The following is a 22233-nucleotide window of genomic DNA, read 5'->3' as shown; positions in this document are numbered from 1 at the left end:
CCAATGGAGGCTTTACGCCAACGTATTGAGGCGGCTTTTGAAGCTCGCGCACAGATAAGCCCAACCACAGTTGACGCCGAGCTGCGTGCCGACGTGGAACGAGTGATTGACATGCTGGACAGAGGCGAGGCCCGAGTGGCCGAGAAACTGGACGGCCAATGGCATGTGCACCAATGGCTCAAGAAAGCCGTTTTGCTGTCTTTCCGCATCTTCGACAATGGCGTAATCGACGGGGCCGAAACCAAGTATTTCGACAAGGTACCACAGAAGTTTGCCGACTATGATGAAGCGCGTTTTCGCGCCGAAGCCATACGTGTTGTGCCACCGGCTGCGGTGCGCAAAGGCTCTTTCATCGGTAAAAACACTGTGCTTATGCCCTCCTACGTTAACCTGGGCGCCTATGTGGATGAAGGCACCATGGTCGACACCTGGGCCACGGTTGGCTCCTGCGCGCAAATTGGTAAAAACGTGCATCTCTCCGGCGGTGTCGGCATCGGTGGCGTACTCGAGCCACTGCAGGCCGGCCCGACCATTATTGAAGACAATTGCTTTATCGGTGCCCGCTCTGAAATCGTTGAAGGAGTCGTGGTCGAGGAAGGCTCAGTGATCTCCATGGGGGTCTATATCGGCCAGAGCACCCGCATCTATGACCGCGAAACCGGCGAAATTCACTATGGCCGGGTTCCAGCAGGTTCTGTGGTGGTGTCAGGCACTCTGCCCTCCAGCTGCGGCAAGTACAATCTTTATGCCGCCATCATAGTCAAGAAGGTAGACGAGAAGACCCGCGGAAAAGTGGGTATCAACGAACTGCTGCGGATGGTCGACTGACCCTTGCCCTCGGGAACTGACCTAGAGCAATAAACACTTTATTAGGTCAGTATCCCCATCTATGTGTCTGTCTGCTCTGCCCATAAGGGCACAGGCAGACACATTTACTTACCAAGAGACAAACTTCCACACCTTGGGACACACCCTGCCCAAACAGCAACAACTGCTGACAGAAAGCCTCTATTCAATCGCTGGCAAATGCCGCTGCTGCGACTGTACTTAAATGGTACTTGAAGCATCCCGAAAAGGAGCAAGCCATGAACCTTTGCCAACGTACCCGCACCGGCGCAGTATTACTGGCTGTCGCCGGCCTGAGCTTCGGCTCTCTCAGTGCCCAGGCCGCAATGGATCCTTATATTGAGCAGGCGTTGATCCAGGTCTGTAAATCCAGTGCCAGCAACAGCATGATAGAGTTTTCCACCACCTTGCGTGAGTACCGGATCAATGAACAGCGAGTATTCCCTCGACTGGTGTGCAATGGTGAGTCACTGCATCAATTTGCCATGAGTCATGGCGCCGATCGCACAGCCAAAAAGATTGGCCGCTTCCTGCCCGGCAAAGTGACCATTTCCGATATGGCCATGATCCCAGAGGAGGAAAAACTCTACGTGAGTTTCCGCTGAACTCACTGAGCCCAAAACACTCGGATTAAAATACCAAGGTTTTGTTGCCGTACACCACGACCTGTTCATTGAGTACCAGCGCCAGACCCCGGCTGAGAACACTTTTTTCCACATCTCGGCCGGCTTTGGCCATATCTGCCGCGCTGTAACTGTGATCCACAGGGATAACATCCTGCTTAATGATAGGCCCCTCATCCAAACAGTTATTCACAAAGTGCGCCGTGGCCCCAATAATTTTCACCCCGCGCTCCCACGCCTGACGATAGGGATTGGCGCCAATAAAGGCCGGCAGAAAGGAGTGATGAATATTGATGATCTTATTGGGATACTGCTCGACAAACTCAGGGGTAAGCACCCGCATATATTTGGCCAGTACCAGGTATTCAGGCTGATAGCCGGCGATAATATCCAACATGGCACGCTCATGGGCGCTGCGATCCAGCCCCTGATGGCTGACATGATGAAAAGGCACCTCAAACTTGGCCGCCAGCGGTGCCAGCGTATCGTAGTTGGCCACTATGGCGGCTATTTCCACATCGAGGGCACCATAGTAGGTTTTCATCAAGAGATCACCAAGGCAATGGGCCTCCTTGGTCGCCAACACCACTATGCGCTTGCGTCCGGCATCCACCAGTTTCATATGGTTTTGCTTGGGCAGAACTTCAGCCAATTCTTCTAACAGCTTAGCTTCATCGAACTCACCTTCAAGCTCGGTACGCATGAAAAAGCGCCCCTGCTGATTATCGACAAACTCGTTGTTTTTGATGATATTCAGTCTGTGCTGAAAGCATACCCCAGTAACTCTGGCGATAAGCCCATATTCATCGGCACAATCAATCATCAGTATTTTGCGTGGCATATCGGCTCCGATTACAGCATTAAAGTTTGAATATGCCACAGTCTCGCCACTGGCGCGCTTAAAATTTATTCATCAAAAGCAGCTCGTTATCTCCGGCTTGTCTGGCGGCTGTCCAGATACTTTTGCAAAAGCCCTCTCAAGGTCTCGGCCTTGGTGCCAAACACCACCTGAACGCCCTGCCCCACCACTATTACGCCCTTGGCTCCCAATCCCAACAAGCGTGACTTGTCCACCAGCTCAGGACGTTCAACACTCAGGCGCAACCGGGTCATACAGGCGCTGAGGTTGCGGATATTGGCGGCGCCGCCGAGCGCGCCTATCATGGCCAGCAGATTGCCGCCCGAAGTGGTTTCCGGCTCCAGCCGCCCCGGCGTCTTAAGATTGAATGCCATGATGGAAGCCCGGAAAATCAGGTAATAGATGACTGCGGTCAAGGGGCCCAGGATCAGAAACCAACCGGCGTTGGCGGATTGATGCCACAAAAGGGCAAAATCCAGCAAACCGTTGGAAAACACCAGCCCATAGTGAATGTCGAGCCAGATACAGACTGCATAAGCCAGCCCGGTCAGCAGTGCATGCACCAGATACAGCAAAGGCGCCACAAACAGGAAAGCAAACTCAATCGGCTCAGTTACCCCGGTGAGCCAACTGGTGGCCGCCGCCGACAGCATAATGCCGGCCAGCCGATTGCGTTCACTCTTGTCGGCACAGCGCCAAATCGCCAGGGCCGCCGCTGGCAGGCCCCACATTTTGATGAGATAGCCACCGGCCAGGTTGCCGGCCTGGGGATCGCCGGCGAGGTAGCGCGCCACTTCGCCTCTGAGCCATTGACCATCCTGATAATACTGCCCAAGCTCGAGGTAGAAAGGCGCATTCCAGATATGATGCAGTCCAAGCGGCAGCAAGAGGCGTTCCACTGTGCCATAGATGGCAAAGGCCAGCTGTGGCTTTTGATACACGGCCCAGTTGGAGAACACCTCAATATAGTGCGCCAAAGGTGGCCAGATAAGCGCCAGCAAATAGGCCAGCAACACCGCCAACGGCAGCATCAACAATGGCGCGCTGCGGCGTCCCTCAAAGAAGGAAAAGATAGCCGGCAAACGTAAATGACGACTCATGGCCATCGCCAAACAGGTCATTACCCCAAGCAACATGCCACCGGCTATACCTGTATCTATGGTTTCCACTCCGAGCCAAACCGAGGTGTGCACGGGGTTTTGCGAGGCCAGCAGCGATAAGCTTGAGTTGAATACCCCATAACCGAACGCAGCACTGAAGGCGGCAATCCCCTGATCACGGCAAAAGCCTATGGCAATCGCGATGGCAAACAACAACGGCATCATAGTGAAGATGAGATCGCCAGTAGTGGCAAACAGCTCATTGAGCGAAGGAGACAAAATACCTGTCGGCGTGCTGGCCAGGCCTTTCATCACTCCGGCAGCAGGCAGGATAGCTATGGGGACAAGCAGCGCCTGACTCAGGCGCTGAGCAAACTTAAACCAATGTTGTGAAAAGCCTTTCAGGCGCCCGCTTCTGTTTTCAGCAGGGGTAGCCAGTTGTTGAGCCATGCTTGAGCCTCGACCTCGGGTTCCATGGTTTCGCAGGCATCAATCTCCAAACGTTCACCGATACGTTTGGCGCCAAGCTCCGCAAACAGTTCATCCAATTGTTTACCTGCGCCGCAGAAGGTCTCATAACTCGAGTCTCCCAGGGCAATAACTCCGTACCTGAGCTCAGGCAAGTAGGGGGCCGTGTCTTTCAGTTCCAAAAACCAGGGCAAAATATCATCCGGAAGATCCCCTTGCCCGGTAGTGGAAGAAACCAGCAACAGATACTCATCGGCCGCCGGTATATATCCTTTAAGCTCATGACTTTGCCAAAGTTTAGCTTCCAAGCCATGAGTCTGGAGCTGCTTCTGGAGCGTCTCGGCAACAAACTGGGCATTACCATAGACAGTTCCAAACACCAGGTTCACTTTTTTCATGTTATACTCTGCACCTCGGAGTCAATACTCATTGTTCTCCACCATACTGTATCGTCTGCTTATGCTGCAAGCATAAGCATCAACAGACACCCAGCCGACACGCCATTGGCGATAAGGAAACGCAGCGATGCGACAGAGCAGCAGACAGAAACTTCAGAAGCAACATCAAAGGGCAACTCATGTTCGCCGTATGTGTTACTTTAGAGCCGCTCAACAAGACCAACACCATGCCCACTATCCACTCGACGCTTACCGTCCCTTGCTTGACATGATGCACCAGCGCACCAATAAAGACGAAACCTAAGCCAGCAGTAAACCGCTGTCTGACTCAAGCAGGGACTCATCCCAGCCCAGGCCATCGAACACTTGCTGCCATTCAGCCTCCGGCTCTGTCACTATAGTGACGGGTTCGCCTGTCTTTGGGTGAGTGAAGCTCAAGCTCTGAGCCAGCAACCATAAACGGTTGAGGCCGAAGTGTTCGCGAAAGAAACGGTTTTGTTTGCCATCGCCGTGGGTGGTGTCACCTATGATGGGGTGACGCAGATGAGCCATATGCCTTCTGAGCTGATGCTTACGTCCGGTCAACGGCGAGAGGCGCATCAAGGCAAAACGACTGCTGGGGTACCGCCCTGACGGGAAAGGGATCTCGGCATTGAGCAACGGCGCATATTGAGTAATGGCATCCTGGGCTTCCTTGTTGCGGTCGGCATTTTTATCGGCCACGGCATCCAATTCCTCTTTGAGTGGATAGTCCAGTGTACCGGCTTGGTGCATATTACCGCGCACCAGGGCCAGATACTCCTTGCGCGTCTCGCGCCCGGCAAACTGCTGACACAGAAGAGCAGCAACTTCACTGCTTTTGGCAAACAGCAAGACGCCCGAAGTAGGCCTATCCAACCTGTGCACCGGAAACACATGGCAACCCACCAGATCCCGGGTCAGCTGCATGGCGAAAAAACGCTCTTTTCGCGCCAGATAGGTTCTGTGCACCAGTAATCCCGCCGGTTTATGGATGGCAACCAGGTGTTCATCTTCATAGAGGATACGGATCTCGGGGCACTCTTCATCCACTGGTGTCAAAGATTGCTCCGAAATCTCGGCTTGAAGCTGGGTCTCATCTTGCTTGTTTGGTAAGGAGTTCATCCAAGGTTCTCAACAAAGTGATCAAATTACGATATGTGGGCGCTTCACCCCATACATGCTCGGCCATAGGCGCAGTTGCTATAGCTGATGGCAGCGGCATTTGTGCTTCTATCAGCGCGCGCATTTTCGGCAACAGAATAAACTGCAACCAGGCTTCAAACGCCATACTGTCACAGGCAAAGGGCGCCTGGCTGGCCATGGCAGTCGCGCCAGGATCCGTTGCGCTCCACATTCCCAGCGCTTTCAATTCGACCTCTATGGCCAACAGGAGTTTTTCAGTCGCCAGAAAAGGCATCTGTTACCTCGTAGATCCAAAACAATAAATTGGCGTCAATCATACCATCGGGCCAAGCTTATCCCTATAATGCACCGCATTTGTTGTACAAGAGTCAAACGAGCATGGACAGTATCACTACCCTCAGCGAACTTCTCACCGCCGCCAACACCCAGTATCAGGTCTATGATCTCGGCCGCAGGGTGCAGCACATAGATCCCATGGCTTTTCATCAAATAGAAGCCCTTCAAAGCCCTTACCCCTTTCCCATACAAGGGCATGCCCAGTTTGCCCTGGTGTTCTGGGATGGCAGCAATCAGCAATATATCTGGTTCCTGAAATTACCCTTGGATGAGCGCGGACTCCTGGTCCCAGCTGCGCGTAGCCAGTTTATTCAAATGCTGCTTGAAGCCATGGGGGAAAACCTGACCCGTGAACTGAGCGAAGCCCAGCAGCAACAGATGGCCAATCATCCCTTCAGTTTCAAGCCATCGCAGGAAAAATTGGCCCTGTTCAACGCCTTGGTGCGTAAACAATTGGGACAAGCCGCTTCTGTACAGTATGAATATGCCTGCCAATACCTGAGCGGCAAGGTGGCAGCCGAAAACTGGCAACATCTGGGACTGCAAGGGCTGGCGGATATCTGTGCCAGGGTCAATGAACTGGACCACTCAGCCCTGTTGCAACAAGGATTGAACAAAGGCGCCACCGAGGTACAGATTGCCCTTTGCCAGCAATTGGAACATATATTGCTGCCTGAGCCACTTGCCGAAACGCTCTTCCAGGCATTCAAAGAAGCGGCCCCCGAACATAAGGTTTACTTCCTTCGCGCCTTGGCGTCTCACCCCGAACTCTGCCAACAGGCGATAACTGAGCTGAACAAGCAACAAGCGCTAAATATTGATGCCTTGGTTGCCATCGCCGCCCGCTGCTGGCTTAGTCTGAAACAGGATGGATGCCGCAAAATTTATCTCGAGGCTTTGGCTTTACAGGAGCAAAGCTTCTTTAATCAAATCTTTGCTGATATTGTGGCCATACCCGGGATACGTACCCAGGTATTGAGCGAACTTCGCAATCCTCACCGCAGTGACCGCCTATCCGGCGCCATTGGCGGTCTGTTCAGGGCGACCACAGAATGATGACAGATTTTCTACTGATCGCAGCGCTGGTTATGATTGCTGCGTTTTTCTGGCAGCTGCGACAAATGGCCGAACTCAGCCGGGTATTTGCCGAAAGGGAATGCCAGCGACAAAAGGTGCAGATGCTTGCCATCGCCATGGAGTCGGCGCGTCCCAGCATAGGTGGCCGGAATGGTCTGTGCTGGAAGGCACGCTTTATGTTTGAGTTCAGTACCGATGGCATCAACCAGTATCGCGGCCATATTCTGATGCACGGCAAACAAATCCAGAAAATCGAATGGCCCATCTTTCCCGAACCCGAATGGCATGAAGCGCCAACGGCCAGGGGCAGTGTCGGTGGCGGTTGTGGCTCAGGAGGGGGGTGCAATTCGGGCAGGTGTCGATGAGGCCTTCTCTACCCATGAAAGCTAGTTAGGGTTGTTCTGCCATTAAAATTCAGAGTATGGAGCGACTGAGTTTATCTATTCTCAAAGCCCCGAAATAAGAAAGGGCGCGACAATTAAGCCGCGCCCATCTGTTTCTCTGTTAAGCCTTCCAGCTATTAAGTTGCTTCCCTGCACCATCCATGCGTCTGCCGTGCGTCCTGCGCTCCCTGTACCATCCTGGTGAGTCCCTGTACTTGCGTACCTGTTCCCTTAGTCCCGATTATCCCTTGATCGGGCCTTGCTCTGTCCTTAAGCGTGTCCTGTATCGTCCTTGTGCATCCTTTCAATACATCCTGTTTCGTCTTCCTGACGCTGACCATATTCCTTGGGTCAGTAGCTTTCCCTGTTTGCCATCATCCTGATAAGCATCTTCCTTGAGTTATCCCTGGACCGTGTTCCTCACGGTTGAGGCCTTCCTGACCTTGTTCCCTGAATCATCCTTGTCCTTGGATGATTTAAATACTAATACAATCCCGGCCCAGGAGTTGTACACAAACCGCCCAATAACTCTTGTAACTTTTTTGCAGCAATCAAAACAAGGTTGGTAAGTAATTAATTTTAAATGGTTTAATTATTTTTTAGTGACAAAACCCGCTATTTAATTCTTGTTTGTCTCACAACCTTGTGAGATATCTCGCACACCAAGCCCGGCTTTAATGGAAAACGATGTGTAGTAAAAAACATATCGCCTATAAACCTGCAACAGAATCACCCAAACATCAATAATCTCAATAGAAGATAATAGTGTCACCCTAAAATACATTAACGCTTTTCTATAAAAGCCGCTTGCCAGGAGCTTATGCCCATATGCGATATTTAGGGTTTACATTTCCAAGATGAAAGCTGAGCAGTGATTACTGCGGGGGGAAATTTCTAATAGAAACCTTCGTCTGGCATAGCTGAATGTCCACCTTCTGCTATGGAGGTGATTTACGGCTGAAAACAAAAACCCGCCATATAGGCGGGTCTCTGTGCGAACACTTGCGTCTTTATGTAGCGGCTTACTTAGTAGCCAGCTTCTCACGGATACGTGCAGACTTACCTGAACGCTCACGCAGATAGTACAGCTTGGCACGACGAACGCGACCACGACGCTTAACTTCGATGCTGGAAATCATTGGGCTGTGCGTTTGGAAAGCACGCTCAACACCTTCACCATTAGAGATCTTACGTACGGTAAATGCGGAGTGCAGACCGCGGTTACGCTTAGCGATAACCACGCCTTCAAAGGCCTGCAGACGCTCTTTGTCACCTTCTTTAACACGAACCTGAACGACTACGGTATCACCGGCACCGAAATCAGGTACGTCTTTTTTCATTTGCTCATCGTTGAGCATTTTAATGATGTTGTTCATAACTTACTCCGTTCTAGAATTAACTGAGCTGCGACTAGGCTGAGTCCATTGCGTCAACGAACTGCGCTAATAGAGTCGTCTGTTCGTCAGTCAGAGCTAGATTTTCAAATAATTCTGGCCGTCGCTGCAGTGTTCTTATCAAACTCTGCTGTAGACGCCAGCGTCTAATTTGTTCGTGGTTGCCGCTGAGCAACACCGCCGGAACATCCAGTCCATCAAGACATTCAGGCCGGGTATAGTGAGGACAATCCAATAATCCGTCAGAGAAGGAATCCTGCTCTGCCGAGGCCTGTTTGCCCAGCACGCCGGGAACCAGTCTCGAAACCGAATCTATCAGGGTCATTGCCGGCAATTCACCGCCCGAGAGCACGTAATCACCAACCGACCACTCCTCATCCACTTCCGTCTGAATGATGCGCTCATCGATACCTTCGTAGCGACCGCACACCAGGATCAGCTTGGATGATAGTGCCAACTCAGACACGCCTTGCTGAGTCAGCTTGCGTCCCTGAGGTGACAGATATATCACCTTGGCTCCCTCACCTGCCGCAGCCTTGGCTGCATGAATGGCATCGCGAAGGGGCTGAACCATCATCAACATTCCGGGACCACCACCATAAGGTCTGTCGTCCACAGTGTTGTGTCTATCATGGGTGAAATCCCTGGGATTCCACGTCTGTACTTCCAGCAGGCCATTCTTCACGGCCCGACCCGTCACGCCAAAGTCTGTTACTGCTCGAAACATCTCCGGGAACAGGGTGATGACCCCTAACCACATAAGCTGTTTCCTCGACTCAGAAGTCCGGATCCCAATCCACTAAAATCTGTTTTGCCGAAACGTTCACCTCTTTGATGAACTGTTCGGTGACAAAGGGGATCATACGTTCCGCTTTGCCAAAGCTATCTTTGGCGTTGGCCTTCACCAGCAAGACGTCGTTGGATCCTGTTTCCACGATCTGATCGACCTTGCCCATGTTGTAGCCCTTGGTGTTGATCACTTCGCAGCCGATAAGATCGCGCCAGTAGAATTCATCTTCCGGCAGGTCTTTCATCTGCTCAGGCAGTATGCCGATCTCACAGTTAGTGAGCATCTGCGCCCGCTCCCGCGTCTCTACCCCTTCAAGTGCGGCAACAACCGCCTTGCCCTGATAGCGCCACTGGGTGACCTTCACTTCACGCCATTCGCCCTGCTCTTTAATGAGCCAAGGTGAATAGTCAAAAATACCTTCAACAGAATCGGTATAGGCGGTGATTTTCAGCCAACCTTTAATGCCATAGCTGGAACCAAGTTTGCCCAACACGATTGGCTGTGGGTTACTGCTCATCAATCTATACCTTAAACGCTATTAAGCAGCTGCTTTACGAGCGTCTTTAATCAGTTTTGCTACGCGTTCTGTAGTTGCAGCACCGTTTGAAACCCAGTGCTCAACACGGTCCAGATCCAGGCGCAGAGTTTCTTCCTGACCTTTGGCCAGAGGGTTGAAGAAACCTACACGCTCGATGAAACGACCGTCACGGGCATTGCGGCTATCAGCAACAACGATGTTGTAAAATGGACGCTTTTTCGCGCCACCACGAGCTAAACGAATGGTAACCATGCGTTCTTTATCCTCTAATGATTTGCTTTTCAGCAAAAATAAAAACTGGAACCCCGTGTTCGCGAAGAGTCCCAGATAGAAAGCCGGAAGATTTTACCTGACTTTCGGGCGATTGCAACCGATCCCGGCTAATTTTACAACGCCCATTCACAGCTTATCCCAAGCGGGACAATAGTTAAGAACATCAGGTAATGTCATTTGGTATCAGCGACCGGGGAATTTCATTCCCGGAGGCAGCATGCCTCCCAGGCCGCGCATCATCTTATGCATGCCGCCTTTGGCAGACATTTTCTTCATCATTTTCTGCATCTGGGTAAACTGCTTCAGCAAGCGGTTTACATCTTGAATTTGAGTGCCTGAACCGGCAGCGATGCGGCGTTTTCGTGAGCCTTTGATCATATCCGGACGCTTACGTTCATTTGGCGTCATGGAGTTAATAATAGCTTCCATCTGACCTGTGAGCTTACCGTTTTGCACCTGCGCCAAAGCATCGGGAGGCAGTTGACCAACGCCGGGTAGTTTTTCCAGCATCCCCATCATGCCGCCCATATTCTTCATCTGCTGCAGCTGCTCACGGAAGTCTTCCAGGTCAAAACTGCCGCCGGACTTCACTTTAGAAGCCAGCTTAAGGGCTTTTTCCTTATCGACACCGCGCTCAACTTCTTCGATGAGCGACAACACGTCCCCCATTCCCAGAATACGGGAAGCTACCCGGTCTGGATGGAAAGGCTCGAGCGCATCAGTTTTTTCACCCACACCCAGGAACTTAATCGGTTTACCTGTGATGTGACGAATGGACAGGGCGGCACCGCCTCTGGCATCACCATCCACCTTGGTGAGGATCACCCCGGTCAGCGGCAGCGCTTCATTAAAGGCCTTGGCAGTATTGGCCGCATCCTGACCTGTCATGGCGTCGACCACAAACAGGGTTTCAACCGGCTTGACCGCAGCGTGCAGCGCCTTGATTTCATCCATCATCGCCTCGTCCACATGCAGGCGACCGGCGGTATCCAGAATGACTACATCAATAAACTTACGCTTGGCGTAAGCGATGGCGGCATTGGCAATATCTACCGGCTTTTGACTGACGTCCGATGGGAAGAATTCGACTTCGACTTCATTGGCCAGGGTTTCCAGCTGCTTGATCGCCGCCGGACGGTATACGTCGGCACTGACCACAAGCACAGACTTCTTCTGTCTGGTTCGCAGGAACTTACCCAGCTTGGCAACACTGGTGGTTTTACCCGCGCCCTGCAGTCCTGCCATCATCAATACAGCAGGTGGCTGAGCGGCCAGATTGAGAGCCTCGTTGGCCTCCCCCATGGCTTTTTCCAGTTCACTCTGAACGATTTTGACAAATACCTGCCCAGGGGTCAGGCTCTTAGCCACTTCCTGGCCAACGGCACGTTCTTTGACGCTGCTGACAAATTCCCGCACCACAGGCAGAGCCACATCGGCCTCCAGCAGTGCCATACGAACTTCGCGCAGGGTGTCCTTCACGTTCTCTTCAGTCAAGCGACCCCGACCACTGATATTTTTCAGGGTGCGGGACAATCTGTCGGTGAGATTCTCAAACATCGTCCAGTTCTATACCGTTTATGAATGTAAAATGATGGGGCATATTATAACTATAGCCGGAGTATTAATGCAGCCCTGTTCTCAACATGGGGTTAAATAGACGCTTATCAAGGTACAAATGAATGTTTTTGACGGGAACCAATTACCCTTTATTACGCACTAATCTACTGGGCACTGAGTAATTTTGTCGTCTGGGTCACTGCCCAATTACCTGTGGCTCATGTTATTCTAATACCTGCAAGTTTTCTAAAGCTGCCCACAGAGGCCAATTACACATAAGGATAGGTTAATCCCAGATGGTCATTCTCTCTGCTGCCGCGATGTTTTTCTACAGCATAGCGCTGATATTAGTGACAAGCCGCTTGTTTCACGCCGAGGGGCCCAACCGCCGCACCGTTGCCGGTTTTGCCGCTTTGGGTGTGATACTGCACGCTGCAGCCTTGTACCAGGCAATCTTTACTGTCGATGGCCAGAATTTCAGTCTGACCAATGTAATATCCATGGTGAACTGGATTATCGCCCTGGCCTTTACCTTGGTACTTTCACGTATCAAGGTCATTGTGCTGGTACCTGTGGTGTACGCCTGCTCCGTGATATCCGTATCCCTGCTATGGCTTTTGCCACCTAAGTACATCACTCATTTTGAAGTGCACCCTGAAGTATTGGTCCACGTGGTATTGTCGCTGATGGCCTACAGTGCCTTGATGATAGCAGCGCTTTACGCCATACAACTGGCTGTAATCCAAAATAAGCTAAAGAAAAAGCAACTGATTTTGAACCCCGCGCTTCCGCCACTGATGACGGTAGAGAAGCAGCTGTATCATCTGATCATCATAGGGGTGATTCTGCTGAGTCTGTCGCTGGCCACCGGCTTTATTTTCCTTGATGATATGTTTGCCGATGGCAAGGGCCACAAGGCGGTACTTTCCATTCTGGCCTGGTTCGTCTATATCGCTATGCTGTGGCAGCAATATACCGTGGGTTGCCGTATCCGCACGGCAGTGATCTACAGTCTGACCGGTGCCAGCCTGCTCTCTCTGGCTTACTTTGGCGCCCGCATCGTCAAAGAACTTATCCTGAGCTAATCTGAATTAAGTCAGGCAGGGCTAGACCTTTGCCTGACTTGACACTCCATCCAATTGCCAGTATTTACTAACTTTCGCTATTCCTGACGGGGCCCCTTTTTGGACGATATATCGACCGGCATACTCCTGATAATTCTCCTGCTGTTAATCCTGATTTCGGCGTATTTTTCCGGTTCGGAAACCGCCATGATGACCCTAAACCGCTACCGGTTGCGTCATCTGGCCAATAATGGCCACAAAGGTGCCAAACGCGCCATCAAACTACTCGACCGTCCCGACAAACTCATAGGCCTGATCCTCATAGGCAATAACCTGGTTAATATTCTCGCCTCCTCAATCGCCACGATTCTGGGTATCCGACTCTGGGGCGACTTGGGATTAGCCATCGCCACCGGGGTACTGACACTCGTGGTATTAGTGTTTGCCGAAGTGACGCCCAAAACTGTGGCTGCACTGCATCCAGAACGCATCGCCTTCCCATCAAGCCTGATACTCAAGTGGTTGTTATGGCTGTTTTTGCCTCTGGTCAAAAGCGTCAACATCATCACGTCTTTCATACTCAGACTAATGGGGATCCGCACCATACGTGCCGATGATGCCCTGAGCCAGGAGGAACTCCGCACTGTTGTTCATGAAGCAGGAGCCCTTATCCCCAGACGCCACCAGGAAATGTTGTTGTCAATTCTGGATCTGGAGAAGGTCACAGTGGAAGACATCATGGTGCCCCGCTCTGAACTCTACGCCATCAATGTCAATGATGACTTCAAAAGCATCAACAAACAGGTTATTCAGAGCCCGCATACCCGGGTACTCCTGTATCGTGACAACATAGATGATGCCGTAGGTTTTGTGCATCTGCGTGATGCGTTAAGACTGCAATCCAAGGAACAGTTCAGTAAATCTTCCCTGCTGAGGGCTGTAAAAGAGCTGTACTTTATTCCCGAAGGCACGCCGCTCAACGTGCAATTGGCTAACTTCCAGCACAACAAGGAACGCATCGGCCTGGTGGTAGATGAATACGGGGATATTCAAGGATTGGTGACGCTGGAAGATATTCTTGAAGAAATCGTCGGCGACTTTACCACTTCCATGATCACCACTCCCAGCGAAGATATTACCCCGCAGCAGGATGGCAGCTTCCTGATCGATGCCACCATCAACATCCGCGACCTCAACAAAGAGATGGAGTGGGACTTCCCAACCGACGGCCCCAAGACCCTCAATGGTTTGATCCTGGAATATCTGGAAGAGATCCCCCAGGCCAACACTAGCCTGAGACTCGCAGGTTACCCTATGGAAGTGGTAGAAGTGGCCGACAACATGATCAAAACGGTACGGATCATGCCGCAATTTTATCGTCCATCCTGAAACTCAACTTGCTTTGAACTGAGTCATTGGGCAGTTTTGGCTGCCCTTTTGGCCGCTTCCAGTGCCCGACGTTTGTCCCGAGCGATCGCGGTAATGGTGCGATCCAACTCATCTTCCAGTCCCAGCATAAAAAACACTTCGGCCATCAGGAAAAACGGGCCAATAAGCAGTTGGTTGAGATCATCAATAAAAGCAGGTTTGGCCTTTTCATACTTGTGACCTATAAACTGGAATATCCAACCTATAACAAAAACTGTTATGCCCAACCAGATACTGGCATAGCCTTGAGTATAGAGCCATTCAGTTGTCAGAATAACCGGCAGAATAAACAGCGCCAGTCCCAGCGCCAAACGCCAATGCAACTTGATGTAATAGGCCATGACTAGGACAGCCAGTAGCATGGCTATACTGAACGTACCGTCAGCAAAAGGCAGACGCCACAGTGACAGCATTAAAAATACTGACCAGATAATCAAAGGGATACCAATAAAATGGCTTTTGATATTGGTGGGGTTAAGATGCACACTCTTGTAAGTGGACAACTGTTCAACAGCCGACTTCATAATGCTCTCCTTGGTTTTGTTATTATTCTCCTCCCGCCGAGCAGGGACCTCGAGTGCCTGGGTAATGTGCCACAGTGCTCATGGCAAATGCTTACTTATGTTTGAGCCACCAATTATCAAAGACAATTAAGACCAATTAATGGTTTGAGATTAACGCAACACCTCCTAGGTGACAATGACTCCCCATCATTGAACAACTTGCACAAAGCTATCCAAGTAACTTTGTCTGCTTTAACTCTGAAACCATAATCCATCGTCACTATCATTAACCAAATCAGTCACTCCTCTGTCATCAGAGATAGCTCATCCTGACGCCGCAAAATGGCAGGATGAAAACCTTGAACAATAAAGAGTAAAAAGCCGACCCTAAGGTCGGCTTTGGTATTGAAGATAAAGAGCTGTACTTAGAAGCGCAGGGCTACGCCTACTTTATATCTGGCTTCGCCTTCAAAGCTCCACACTGGGTAATCGGCCTTGAATTCGCTGATCACATCCTCTGCACTAATTGGGGAAACACCCGTCTGTATGCTGTCTTCTTCGGTGATGTTGACCGCTTCAAAAGTGATATCCAAATAGTCGGTTACCGAGTAGCTGGCACTGAGGTCCAAGGTCCCGTAAGACTCGTGCTGACGGTTACCATAGAAGCCAGGCAGCTCGCGCATCATATACTCAGAGCGCCAGTTATAGGCCAGACGAGCGCTGAAGTCGTCCATCTCATAGTAACCTACCAGGTTGACGGTATGCTTGGATGAGTCAGAGAACACGCCCACACGGTCAGGATAGTTTTCTGCCGGAGAGGATGCATCGGCAAAGGTATAGTTCACCGAGTAACCCAAACCGTTGTCGAAGGAGTCCTGCAGCTGCAGCTCGATACCATCTATGCTGCCGCCGTCGGCATTGTACTTCTCACTCACAGTCCAACAGTCATAGATACCTACGCCACAAGAACTTTTACCTTCGGTTACCAGGTTGGGATCTTCAATACCTATCTGCTGATTCAGCTTCTGTTTGGTGGTGATAAAGGAGCTGACATCCTTGATAAAGTAAGTGGCGGCAAACAGGCCCGAATCACTGAAATACCACTCCAGACTCAAGTCGGCCTGAGTCGCCTTGAATGGATCCAGCGCCACACTGCCACGCACCAGTTTTTCATTATAAGGTGTGCCATCGTTGTAACCCGGCAGGGTCGAGGTGGCAAACAGCTCGGCGTAGTTGGGGCGAGAGATCACCTGAGCGGCAGAGGCGCGCAGTATCACATCCTCGCTCAAGTCGAAGGCGATGTTAACGCTCGGCAATACGTCGTTATAGCTGGACTTGTCTGTGCTCAGGTCATCGGCAAACTGCCCCTGTTTGTTGAGCGCATAATAGTCGGACTCAATATCGGTCGAGATATAACGGAAACCGAAGTTACCGCGGAATCCTTCCCCGGCAAAAGTAGCCATGGCGTACAGGGCCAGGTTCTCCTCCTGGATGGTGCCATAACCGGATTTGTCGATAGTAAAGCCATCGATGGCGGCATAGGCATCGGCAATCATGGCATCAAATATCGGTTCAGGCAGAGTGAAACCGGCGCCGGATGACATGGTGCCATTGTAGTAGGCAGAAGCATCTTTGGTCAGAACCTTGGCATCATTGACTATCGCCTTATCTGTCATCTGGGTGACTTCATGATCGGCATAACTCACACCTGTCTTGATGGCACTGATAGCGCCCCAGGCAACCGGGAAGTTGAAGTCCAACTGAGCGAAGGTTTCTTCATCCGTGTTGGGCTGCTTCTTCAGCGCCCAGCCGGCAGTGGCCAATGGGTCGTTAAAGTCACCGGCCTCAAAATACTTGTTGGCGATATCGATATTGATCTTATCGCCGGTGGCATCATAAATACCGGCAAAGTCAGCCGGGACACCGATTGAGTTACCATAGTTGGCAGTCAAGTCGGTACCACCTTCGGCTTCGGTGCGACCAATGCGGCCTTCAATTGTGAAATTATCCGCTTCATAGTTGAAGTTGAAATCCACTGTATCCGAGCTCATGCTCGCCTTACGGGCCCAGGTTTGTGCCCAGGCAAAACCGCCTTGATCGCTGTGGTTTATCTTGGTACAAACACCGGCGGCATTGACCTGTTCACAGGTGTAGTCGCCTCGTTGTGTGGGGAACAGGAAGATGGAGGTGTTGGCGTTGTTGGCGTCCAACTCCAGATTCATGTAGTTGAGCCCCAATTCCAGTCTGTCGGTGGGACGATACTGCAACACCAGGTTGATTGCGGTGCGCTCACGATCCTGTTGGAAAGTGGTTGGCACTATCTCCCCCCAGCCAAGCAGGGTTTCGATACCATTACGCTGATAGTCCGTCTGGCTCCAGGAACCTGCCAGCAACACACCGAAGTTCTCATCTTCATTTTTCCAGCTGTAGAGGCCGGAGGCTTCAGGATCTATCTCTTCCGAGACGCTACCATAATCCCCTTTGGCACTCAGGAACACCGAGTTGGCATCCAAATCCAGCGGTTTGCGGGTGTTGATGATAACAGTGCCGCCAATCCCCCCTTCGGCAATATCGGCCTGGGACGATTTGTAGACTTCAATCGAGCCCACCATCTCGGGTGGCAGCAAGGTGTAATTGAAACTGCGGTCGATGGCCTGCTGATCGAACCAACCGGTAGAAGCCACAGAGTGACCATTAAGCTGGGTACTGGTCAGCTGCGCCGAGGCGCCGCGGATAGAAACCTGTTGCCCCTGACCGAACTGGCGGTTAACGGCGACCCCTGGAATACGTCCCAGAGACTCACCCACATCACTGTCGGGGAATTTACCAATATCTTCTGAAGTTACCGCATCGACTACGGCATCAGAAAAACGCTTGGTATTCACCGAAGCCTTCATCGAGGCACGCATGCCGCGGACTTCAATTTTTTCAATATTGGCAGTTTCGTTGCTGTTGTTATCTGCTGCCTCGGCAGCCAGCGCGCCAACAGATACCGCTCCCCCAAGAAGGATAGCGATATTTGCAGCGAGGGCAGTTTTCTTAAAGGTAGATGTTTTCATCTCGTTTCCCTTCCATCACTTTATTATCTTTTTTGTTGCCATAACCATTCCCTCCAAGGGAATGACAACGCTGTCATGTCCAGGAACAAACATTACACAATAATTAACAGCCTTGCCACAACAAAATAACCACAAAGCAAACAAAAACTGTCATATTGCTGTGTTAGTGGGGTAAAACAGATTTTTAAGCTGGTCAAAAACTGTTCAGGTAGAGTTTTATACAACCAAGCATGTCAACTGTAGCGGGAAACAAATTAAGTCCCAGACTAAATCATGGCTAAATTCTGCGTTGCCAAACTGATTAAAAGTCAGCAGTATAAGATGCTCGACAGCGGCCATGCCGCTTCCGGCCCCTGCTGGCTGTGAGTATTCGCCTGATATCTCGGACTAAGTTGAATGAAAGTAACCATCAATGACGTGGCTAAATATGCCGGCGTTTCCATCAAGACAGTATCCCGGGTCACCAATAATGAGCCTTCGGTTAAACAGGCCACTATCGACAAGGTCAATGCTGCAATCAAAGCGTTGAATTACCAGCCCAATTTAGCTGCCCGCAACCTGGCTGCCACCAGTTCCTATGTCATAGGCTTCGTCTATGACAACCCCAACGCCTACTACATTATCGATATGCAGAACGGTATTCTCTCCGCCTGTCGGGACAAGGGCTATGAGCTGCTGATCCACCCCTGTGATGCCAAGGCCGATGGTATTTGTGAACAGCTGACCACTATGGTGAAACATGCCCGCCTGGCCGGACTGGTACTGACGCCGCCGCTGTCGGAAGATCCCAAGGTACTCTCCGCCCTGGATGCCATAGGCGCCAACTATGTTCGTATCATGGCCGGTGACAGAGTGCTGGCCGATACCGGGCTGGCGGTACTGGTTAATGACAGATCCGGCGCCGTGGCCATTACCCAACATCTTATCGATCTCGGGCATAGGCAAATCGCCTTTCTCAGCGGCGACTATCAGCACCAATCAACCAAAGAGCGTCTCGAAGGTTATCGTCAGGCCTTGAGAGATAACGGCCTGGACGAGTCTCCCGAGCTGATTGTCGAGGGTGAATACTCGTTTGAATCCGGAGTTGAGGGTGCCAAAAAGCTGCTCAAAAAGGCTAACCGGCCCAGCGCCATAGTAGCCTGTAACGACGAAATCGCCGCCGGTGCCCTGTTTGCCGCCAGGCTGGAAGGGGTGGATATTCCCACCGAGCTCTCGATTGTCGGCTTTGAGGACAGCCCCTTCTCACGCCAAACCTGGCCCAAGTTGACCACAGTGCATCAGCCCAACGGCAAGATTGCCCAGATAGCTACCGAACTGTTGATTGCCAATCGCCGTGAACAGAGCGTTTGCAGTGAAATCTTTACCCCAGAGCCGGTTATCAGAGACTCGAGCGCCAGGGTGCAAGCAAGCTGAAATTCCAGCCACTAAAAAGGCGCTCTACAGAGCGCCTTTAGGATAAGATTCAAAATCACTTTATCAGTGCAGCTTGAGTTTGGGCCTGTGCCACTTCAGCAGCCGCTGCGCCAGACGATACACCAACGCCGAAAACCAACCGTACAAACTCGCTAAATGGCGTTGATACAGGGACATGTACATCATCCGCGCCACATAACCCTCAATAAACAGGGAGCCGGATCTCAGGTTACCCATCAGATTGCCCACCGCCGAGAAACGGCTCAGTGACACCAATGAACCATAGTCGCGGTAAACAAAAGGATTTTCTGCCTTGCCCTTCAAACGGTTGAGAATATTTTTATACAGGGTTTCCGCCATCTGCGATGCGGCTTGGGCCCGGGGAGGCACAGGCTTGCCGTTGTCCTGCACCAAAAAGGCGCAGTCACCCAAGGCGTAGATATCCTTGTGGCCCTTGACCCGCATACAGGCATCTACCTCGATGAGATTACGGTTATTGACCGGCAACTTATCAAACTGTTGCAGTACATCCGGCCCCTTGACGCCGGCCGCCCACACCTTGAGTCCGGCAGGGATCAGCACATCTTCCTGGGTCACAAACCCCTGCTTGGTCACCTCTTTGACCTGCACCCCAATATGCAAGCGAACCCCAATATGATCCAGCACAGACTGGGCTCTGGAACTCACCTTGTCCGGCAATGCCGGCAATATCTTGGGCGCCGCCTCAATCAGGTGAATTTCCAGATGATGCTTGTCGACATTGAGGTAACCGTATTCTTTGACCGAGTCCAGCACATGATGCAACTCGGCCGCCAGCTCAACTCCGGTCGCGCCGGCGCCCACTATGCCGATACTGAGCTTTTCACTGGTTTCATCCAGCAGCAACAGGTTGTCCAGCAACTTGTGATGAAATTGATTGGCGCTGTCGAGGCTGTCGAGGAAGATACAGTGTTCTTTGGCGCCCGGGGTGTTGAAACTGTTGGCCACCCCGCCGATGGCGATCACCAAATAATCATAGGGTAAATCACGCTCGGCGATAATCTGCTCGCCGTCATCATTACTGACACCCGCCAGAGTGATAGTCTTGGCCTCAGGATCGCATTGCAGCATTTCACCGCGCAGAAAGCGATAGCCATTTTTCAGGCCATGGTCGCGATACAGCAAGCCTTCTACTGATTGATCTATCACCCCAACGGCCACTTCGTGCAGTTTGGGCTTCCAGATATGTACCGGACTCTTATCTATCAGGGTTATTTCAGCCTCTTCCTTCAGGCCCAATTTGCGTCCCAGCTTGGATGCCAGCGCCAATCCTCCGGCGCCGCCGCCCACAATTAAAATCCGCTTACTGGTCACAAATTCCCCCAAGAGTATGAACTAATGCAAGATAGTCTTTTATAACATGATCCCGCTCAAAAATAACCCGAGTTCTAAATTAATATTTCTTTATATATCACTGATGCAGGTAAATATTTGCCATCATTTCCTGTCCCTCAAGGTTGGTGTAATGCCACCTTGGTGCGCTTTAAGCTGTAGAACATCCACAGGCACAATAGGCTGCTGCAGGACGCCAAGGAGATCCACACGCCCGGCACCCCAAAGGCCCAGGCAAACACCCAGAGGAACAGGCCTATCAGCAGCAACTTGCTGCCCGTGAGTATCGAGGCCTCGGCCGGACGATTGATGGCCTGGAAGAAACTGGCGCCCACCAAAATCAAACCTTCCATCGGTAAGCCCCAGAAATAAAGATACATGCCTTCAATGGCAACCGGGGCCAGGGTCGGGTTGTCACCGGCAAACAGATACACCATCCATTCCGGGCGGCTGTAGATAAGCACCAATCCCAGCAAGGCGCAGATTAAGGTAACGGAAAATGCCATTTTGGCAGTCTGCTTGACCCTGTCATATTGACCGGCACCGGCATTGAAGCTGAGAATGGGTTGTGTGCCGAGGGCTATGCCTTCAAACACAAAATAGAACAGGGCCTCGGTATAACTCACCACGCCATAGGCGGCCACATGCAGCGAAGTGCCGGTCCAGAGCAGCGCCATGTTATGCATGGTTAAGACAATCGACAGGTAGAGATTCATCAGGAAACTGGGCATCCCCAACTTAACGATTTCCCAAACCAGCTCCAGGCTCAATTTCATCTGCTGCCAGTCGATATTAAGCCGGGTGCGCTTGCCAAAGAAATTTTGCAGACACAGGCCGCCGGTGACCGCCTGGGACAACATGGTAGCAATGGCGGCACCGGTCAATCCGAAGGGAAAGACCACAATAAACAGCCAATCCAGCAGGGTGTTGAGCACACCTCCAAATACCAGGATCCAGGTGACGAAACTGGGGCGACCGTCATTACGCAAAAGCGCCGAGAAGGCCATGGAGATAATGGGGAAAATACCTAAGGCAAAGTACCAGAACAGGTATTGGTAGGCACCTTCATAGACCTCACCTTCGGCTTTCAGCCAGCGTAGAATATCGTCGGTCAACATGGTTCCGGCAAGCGACACCACCAGCGCACTCAACAGGCAAAGACTAAAGGTGTTGCCGAGAATTTTTCTGGCCCTGGCGACGTCACCGCGGCCAAGGTTGATGGAGATAAGCGCGGCGCCCCCCATGCCCAAAAGCGCACCGATCGCATAGAGAATGGCGCCCACAGGATAAGCCAGCATAATACCCGCAAGACCTGTTTCTCCCAGGTAATGGCCGATAAACATCCCATCTACTGTGACGTAAATTCCGGTCACCAACATGGACATCACAGTGGGGACAGTGTAACGCCAAAAGAGTTTACTGACCGGCTGCTGCAGTAAGGCGAGATCCTGCTCAGTCTGGGAGACGCTGTTTTGGGTCATGACGCTTTCTCAACATCGAAGGTGTTAAACCATAAGTTCGATATCAGAGGCCATATTAAGAGGCACCTACTCGGCCTCTTTTCAAATTAGCGCTCCGAAATCAATCAC

Annotated in this window: 22 protein-coding genes; 8 read left to right on the top strand and 14 right to left on the bottom strand. The window is 51.5% G+C overall.

Going from position 1 to position 22233, the window contains the following annotated elements:
• Window positions 1–3: 3 nt before the first annotated feature.
• Together dapD and AYI96_RS12365 are read left to right on the top strand one after the other, a co-directional pair.
• On the top strand, window positions 4–828 hold the full coding sequence (gene dapD / locus AYI96_RS12370) for a 2,3,4,5-tetrahydropyridine-2,6-dicarboxylate N-succinyltransferase (RefSeq protein WP_028779848.1): 825 nt from the start codon (window positions 4–6) through the stop codon (window positions 826–828).
• 257 nt (window positions 829–1085) lie between these two features.
• Entirely contained in the window at window positions 1086–1451 is a 366-nt protein-coding gene (locus AYI96_RS12365; RefSeq protein ID WP_039034770.1) for a DUF3718 domain-containing protein, read from the top strand.
• A gap of 25 nt (window positions 1452–1476) precedes the next feature.
• Here AYI96_RS12365 and purU read toward each other — a convergent pair whose 3' ends face one another.
• The 3 genes from purU to AYI96_RS12350 form a co-directional block, all read right to left on the bottom strand.
• Window positions 1477–2310 (bottom strand): formyltetrahydrofolate deformylase, encoded by an 834-nt coding sequence (gene purU / locus AYI96_RS12360; RefSeq protein ID WP_071477057.1) that lies wholly within the window; start codon window positions 2308–2310, stop codon window positions 1477–1479.
• A gap of 86 nt (window positions 2311–2396) precedes the next feature.
• On the bottom strand, window positions 2397–3878 hold the full coding sequence (locus AYI96_RS12355; RefSeq protein ID WP_071477056.1) for a PTS transporter subunit EIIC: 1482 nt from the start codon (window positions 3876–3878) through the stop codon (window positions 2397–2399).
• Window positions 3830–4294, bottom strand: a complete 465-nt coding sequence (locus AYI96_RS12350; RefSeq protein ID WP_071477065.1) for a flavodoxin — start codon at window positions 4292–4294, stop codon at window positions 3830–3832. The genes AYI96_RS12355 and AYI96_RS12350 overlap by 49 nt, the downstream gene beginning before the upstream one ends.
• Window positions 4295–4421: 127 nt before the next feature.
• Here AYI96_RS12350 and AYI96_RS20320 point away from each other — a divergent pair, with 127 nt between their 5' ends.
• Window positions 4422–4598 (top strand): hypothetical protein, encoded by a 177-nt coding sequence (locus AYI96_RS20320; RefSeq protein ID WP_099049524.1) that lies wholly within the window; start codon window positions 4422–4424, stop codon window positions 4596–4598.
• On the opposite strand, the gene truC is transcribed toward AYI96_RS20320, so the two are convergent.
• Together truC and AYI96_RS12340 are read right to left on the bottom strand one after the other, a co-directional pair.
• Window positions 4595–5437, bottom strand: coding sequence for a tRNA pseudouridine(65) synthase TruC (gene truC / locus AYI96_RS12345; RefSeq protein ID WP_039034767.1), 843 nt, complete (start codon window positions 5435–5437; stop codon window positions 4595–4597). The genes AYI96_RS20320 and truC overlap by 4 nt on opposite strands.
• The gene (locus AYI96_RS12340) at window positions 5409–5732 is read right to left on the bottom strand and encodes a YqcC family protein (RefSeq protein ID WP_071477055.1); all 324 of its coding nucleotides are present in this window, start codon (window positions 5730–5732) and stop codon (window positions 5409–5411) included. Before AYI96_RS12340 ends, truC begins: the two co-directional genes overlap by 29 nt.
• Window positions 5733–5836: 104 nt before the next feature.
• On the opposite strand from AYI96_RS12340, the gene AYI96_RS12335 reads away from it, so the two are divergent.
• Both AYI96_RS12335 and AYI96_RS12330 read left to right on the top strand, forming a co-directional pair.
• Window positions 5837–6850: a DUF3549 family protein gene (locus AYI96_RS12335; protein WP_039034765.1), complete on the top strand. Its 1014-nt coding sequence runs from the start codon at window positions 5837–5839 to the stop codon at window positions 6848–6850.
• Window positions 6847–7236 (top strand): DUF3301 domain-containing protein, encoded by a 390-nt coding sequence (locus AYI96_RS12330; RefSeq protein ID WP_039034764.1) that lies wholly within the window; start codon window positions 6847–6849, stop codon window positions 7234–7236. The genes AYI96_RS12335 and AYI96_RS12330 overlap by 4 nt, the downstream gene beginning before the upstream one ends.
• Before the next feature lie 1040 nt (window positions 7237–8276).
• Here AYI96_RS12330 and rplS read toward each other — a convergent pair.
• From rplS to ffh, 5 genes are all read right to left on the bottom strand, one after another.
• Window positions 8277–8630, bottom strand: coding sequence for a 50S ribosomal protein L19 (gene rplS / locus AYI96_RS12325; RefSeq protein ID WP_039034762.1), 354 nt, complete (start codon window positions 8628–8630; stop codon window positions 8277–8279).
• A gap of 34 nt (window positions 8631–8664) precedes the next feature.
• Window positions 8665–9408 (bottom strand): tRNA (guanosine(37)-N1)-methyltransferase TrmD, encoded by a 744-nt coding sequence (gene trmD / locus AYI96_RS12320; RefSeq protein WP_039034761.1) that lies wholly within the window; start codon window positions 9406–9408, stop codon window positions 8665–8667.
• Window positions 9409–9424: 16 nt separating this feature from the next.
• Window positions 9425–9955 (bottom strand): ribosome maturation factor RimM, encoded by a 531-nt coding sequence (gene rimM, locus AYI96_RS12315; protein WP_025010565.1) that lies wholly within the window; start codon window positions 9953–9955, stop codon window positions 9425–9427.
• 21 nt (window positions 9956–9976) lie between these two features.
• Entirely contained in the window at window positions 9977–10228 is a 252-nt protein-coding gene (rpsP, locus tag AYI96_RS12310) for a 30S ribosomal protein S16 (RefSeq protein ID WP_025010564.1), read from the bottom strand.
• Between the two features lie 204 nt (window positions 10229–10432).
• Window positions 10433–11806: a signal recognition particle protein gene (gene ffh, locus AYI96_RS12305; protein ID WP_039034760.1), complete on the bottom strand. Its 1374-nt coding sequence runs from the start codon at window positions 11804–11806 to the stop codon at window positions 10433–10435.
• 296 nt (window positions 11807–12102) lie between these two features.
• Here ffh and AYI96_RS12300 point away from each other — a divergent pair, with 296 nt between their 5' ends.
• Complete coding sequence (locus AYI96_RS12300) at window positions 12103–12891, top strand: inner membrane protein YpjD (RefSeq protein WP_039034759.1); 789 nt, start codon at window positions 12103–12105, stop codon at window positions 12889–12891.
• Window positions 12892–12990: 99 nt separating this feature from the next.
• Window positions 12991–14259, top strand: a complete 1269-nt coding sequence (locus AYI96_RS12295) for an HlyC/CorC family transporter (RefSeq protein WP_039034758.1) — start codon at window positions 12991–12993, stop codon at window positions 14257–14259.
• Window positions 14260–14282: 23 nt separating this feature from the next.
• Here the strand turns inward: AYI96_RS12295 and AYI96_RS12290 are convergent, their stop codons facing one another.
• Both AYI96_RS12290 and AYI96_RS12285 read right to left on the bottom strand, forming a co-directional pair.
• Complete coding sequence (locus AYI96_RS12290; RefSeq protein WP_071477052.1) at window positions 14283–14822, bottom strand: DUF962 domain-containing protein; 540 nt, start codon at window positions 14820–14822, stop codon at window positions 14283–14285.
• Between the two features lie 404 nt (window positions 14823–15226).
• The gene (locus AYI96_RS12285; RefSeq protein ID WP_039034756.1) at window positions 15227–17860 is read right to left on the bottom strand and encodes a TonB-dependent receptor; all 2634 of its coding nucleotides are present in this window, start codon (window positions 17858–17860) and stop codon (window positions 15227–15229) included.
• A gap of 396 nt (window positions 17861–18256) precedes the next feature.
• Here AYI96_RS12285 and AYI96_RS12280 point away from each other — a divergent pair, with 396 nt between their 5' ends.
• Window positions 18257–19273, top strand: coding sequence for a LacI family DNA-binding transcriptional regulator (locus AYI96_RS12280; protein ID WP_039034755.1), 1017 nt, complete (start codon window positions 18257–18259; stop codon window positions 19271–19273).
• 63 nt (window positions 19274–19336) lie between these two features.
• Here the strand turns inward: AYI96_RS12280 and AYI96_RS12275 are convergent, their stop codons facing one another.
• A complete protein-coding gene (locus AYI96_RS12275) occupies window positions 19337–20626 on the bottom strand; it encodes an NAD(P)/FAD-dependent oxidoreductase (protein ID WP_039034798.1) in 1290 nt (429 codons plus the stop codon).
• A gap of 137 nt (window positions 20627–20763) precedes the next feature.
• Window positions 20764–22125, bottom strand: a complete 1362-nt coding sequence (locus AYI96_RS12270) for an MATE family efflux transporter (protein WP_144361687.1) — start codon at window positions 22123–22125, stop codon at window positions 20764–20766.
• Window positions 22126–22233 lie beyond the last annotated feature (108 nt).

Source organism: Shewanella sp. MSW (assembly GCF_007636515.1).
GTDB lineage: Bacteria > Pseudomonadota > Gammaproteobacteria > Enterobacterales > Shewanellaceae > Shewanella > Shewanella indica.
Note: the sequence above shows the minus strand (reverse complement) of the source record. Positions and strands in the feature narration are given on the sequence as shown.

Coding starts and splice junctions, on each gene's coding strand:
- dapD (WP_028779848.1), top strand. CDS start 4: ATGGAGGCTTTACGCCAACGTATTGAGGCGGCTTTTGAAGCTCGCGCA.
- AYI96_RS12365 (WP_039034770.1), top strand. CDS start 1,086: ATGAACCTTTGCCAACGTACCCGCACCGGCGCAGTATTACTGGCTGTC.
- purU (WP_071477057.1), bottom strand. CDS start 2,310: ATGCCACGCAAAATACTGATGATTGATTGTGCCGATGAATATGGGCTT.
- AYI96_RS12355 (WP_071477056.1), bottom strand. CDS start 3,878: ATGGCTCAACAACTGGCTACCCCTGCTGAAAACAGAAGCGGGCGCCTG.
- AYI96_RS12350 (WP_071477065.1), bottom strand. CDS start 4,294: ATGAAAAAAGTGAACCTGGTGTTTGGAACTGTCTATGGTAATGCCCAG.
- AYI96_RS20320 (WP_099049524.1), top strand. CDS start 4,422: ATGCGACAGAGCAGCAGACAGAAACTTCAGAAGCAACATCAAAGGGCA.
- truC (WP_039034767.1), bottom strand. CDS start 5,437: ATGAACTCCTTACCAAACAAGCAAGATGAGACCCAGCTTCAAGCCGAG.
- AYI96_RS12340 (WP_071477055.1), bottom strand. CDS start 5,732: ATGCCTTTTCTGGCGACTGAAAAACTCCTGTTGGCCATAGAGGTCGAA.
- AYI96_RS12335 (WP_039034765.1), top strand. CDS start 5,837: ATGGACAGTATCACTACCCTCAGCGAACTTCTCACCGCCGCCAACACC.
- AYI96_RS12330 (WP_039034764.1), top strand. CDS start 6,847: ATGATGACAGATTTTCTACTGATCGCAGCGCTGGTTATGATTGCTGCG.
- rplS (WP_039034762.1), bottom strand. CDS start 8,630: ATGAACAACATCATTAAAATGCTCAACGATGAGCAAATGAAAAAAGAC.
- trmD (WP_039034761.1), bottom strand. CDS start 9,408: ATGTGGTTAGGGGTCATCACCCTGTTCCCGGAGATGTTTCGAGCAGTA.
- rimM (WP_025010565.1), bottom strand. CDS start 9,955: ATGAGCAGTAACCCACAGCCAATCGTGTTGGGCAAACTTGGTTCCAGC.
- rpsP (WP_025010564.1), bottom strand. CDS start 10,228: ATGGTTACCATTCGTTTAGCTCGTGGTGGCGCGAAAAAGCGTCCATTT.
- ffh (WP_039034760.1), bottom strand. CDS start 11,806: ATGTTTGAGAATCTCACCGACAGATTGTCCCGCACCCTGAAAAATATC.
- AYI96_RS12300 (WP_039034759.1), top strand. CDS start 12,103: ATGGTCATTCTCTCTGCTGCCGCGATGTTTTTCTACAGCATAGCGCTG.
- AYI96_RS12290 (WP_071477052.1), bottom strand. CDS start 14,822: ATGAAGTCGGCTGTTGAACAGTTGTCCACTTACAAGAGTGTGCATCTT.
- AYI96_RS12285 (WP_039034756.1), bottom strand. CDS start 17,860: ATGAAAACATCTACCTTTAAGAAAACTGCCCTCGCTGCAAATATCGCT.
- AYI96_RS12280 (WP_039034755.1), top strand. CDS start 18,257: ATGAAAGTAACCATCAATGACGTGGCTAAATATGCCGGCGTTTCCATC.
- AYI96_RS12270 (WP_144361687.1), bottom strand. CDS start 22,125: ATGACCCAAAACAGCGTCTCCCAGACTGAGCAGGATCTCGCCTTACTG.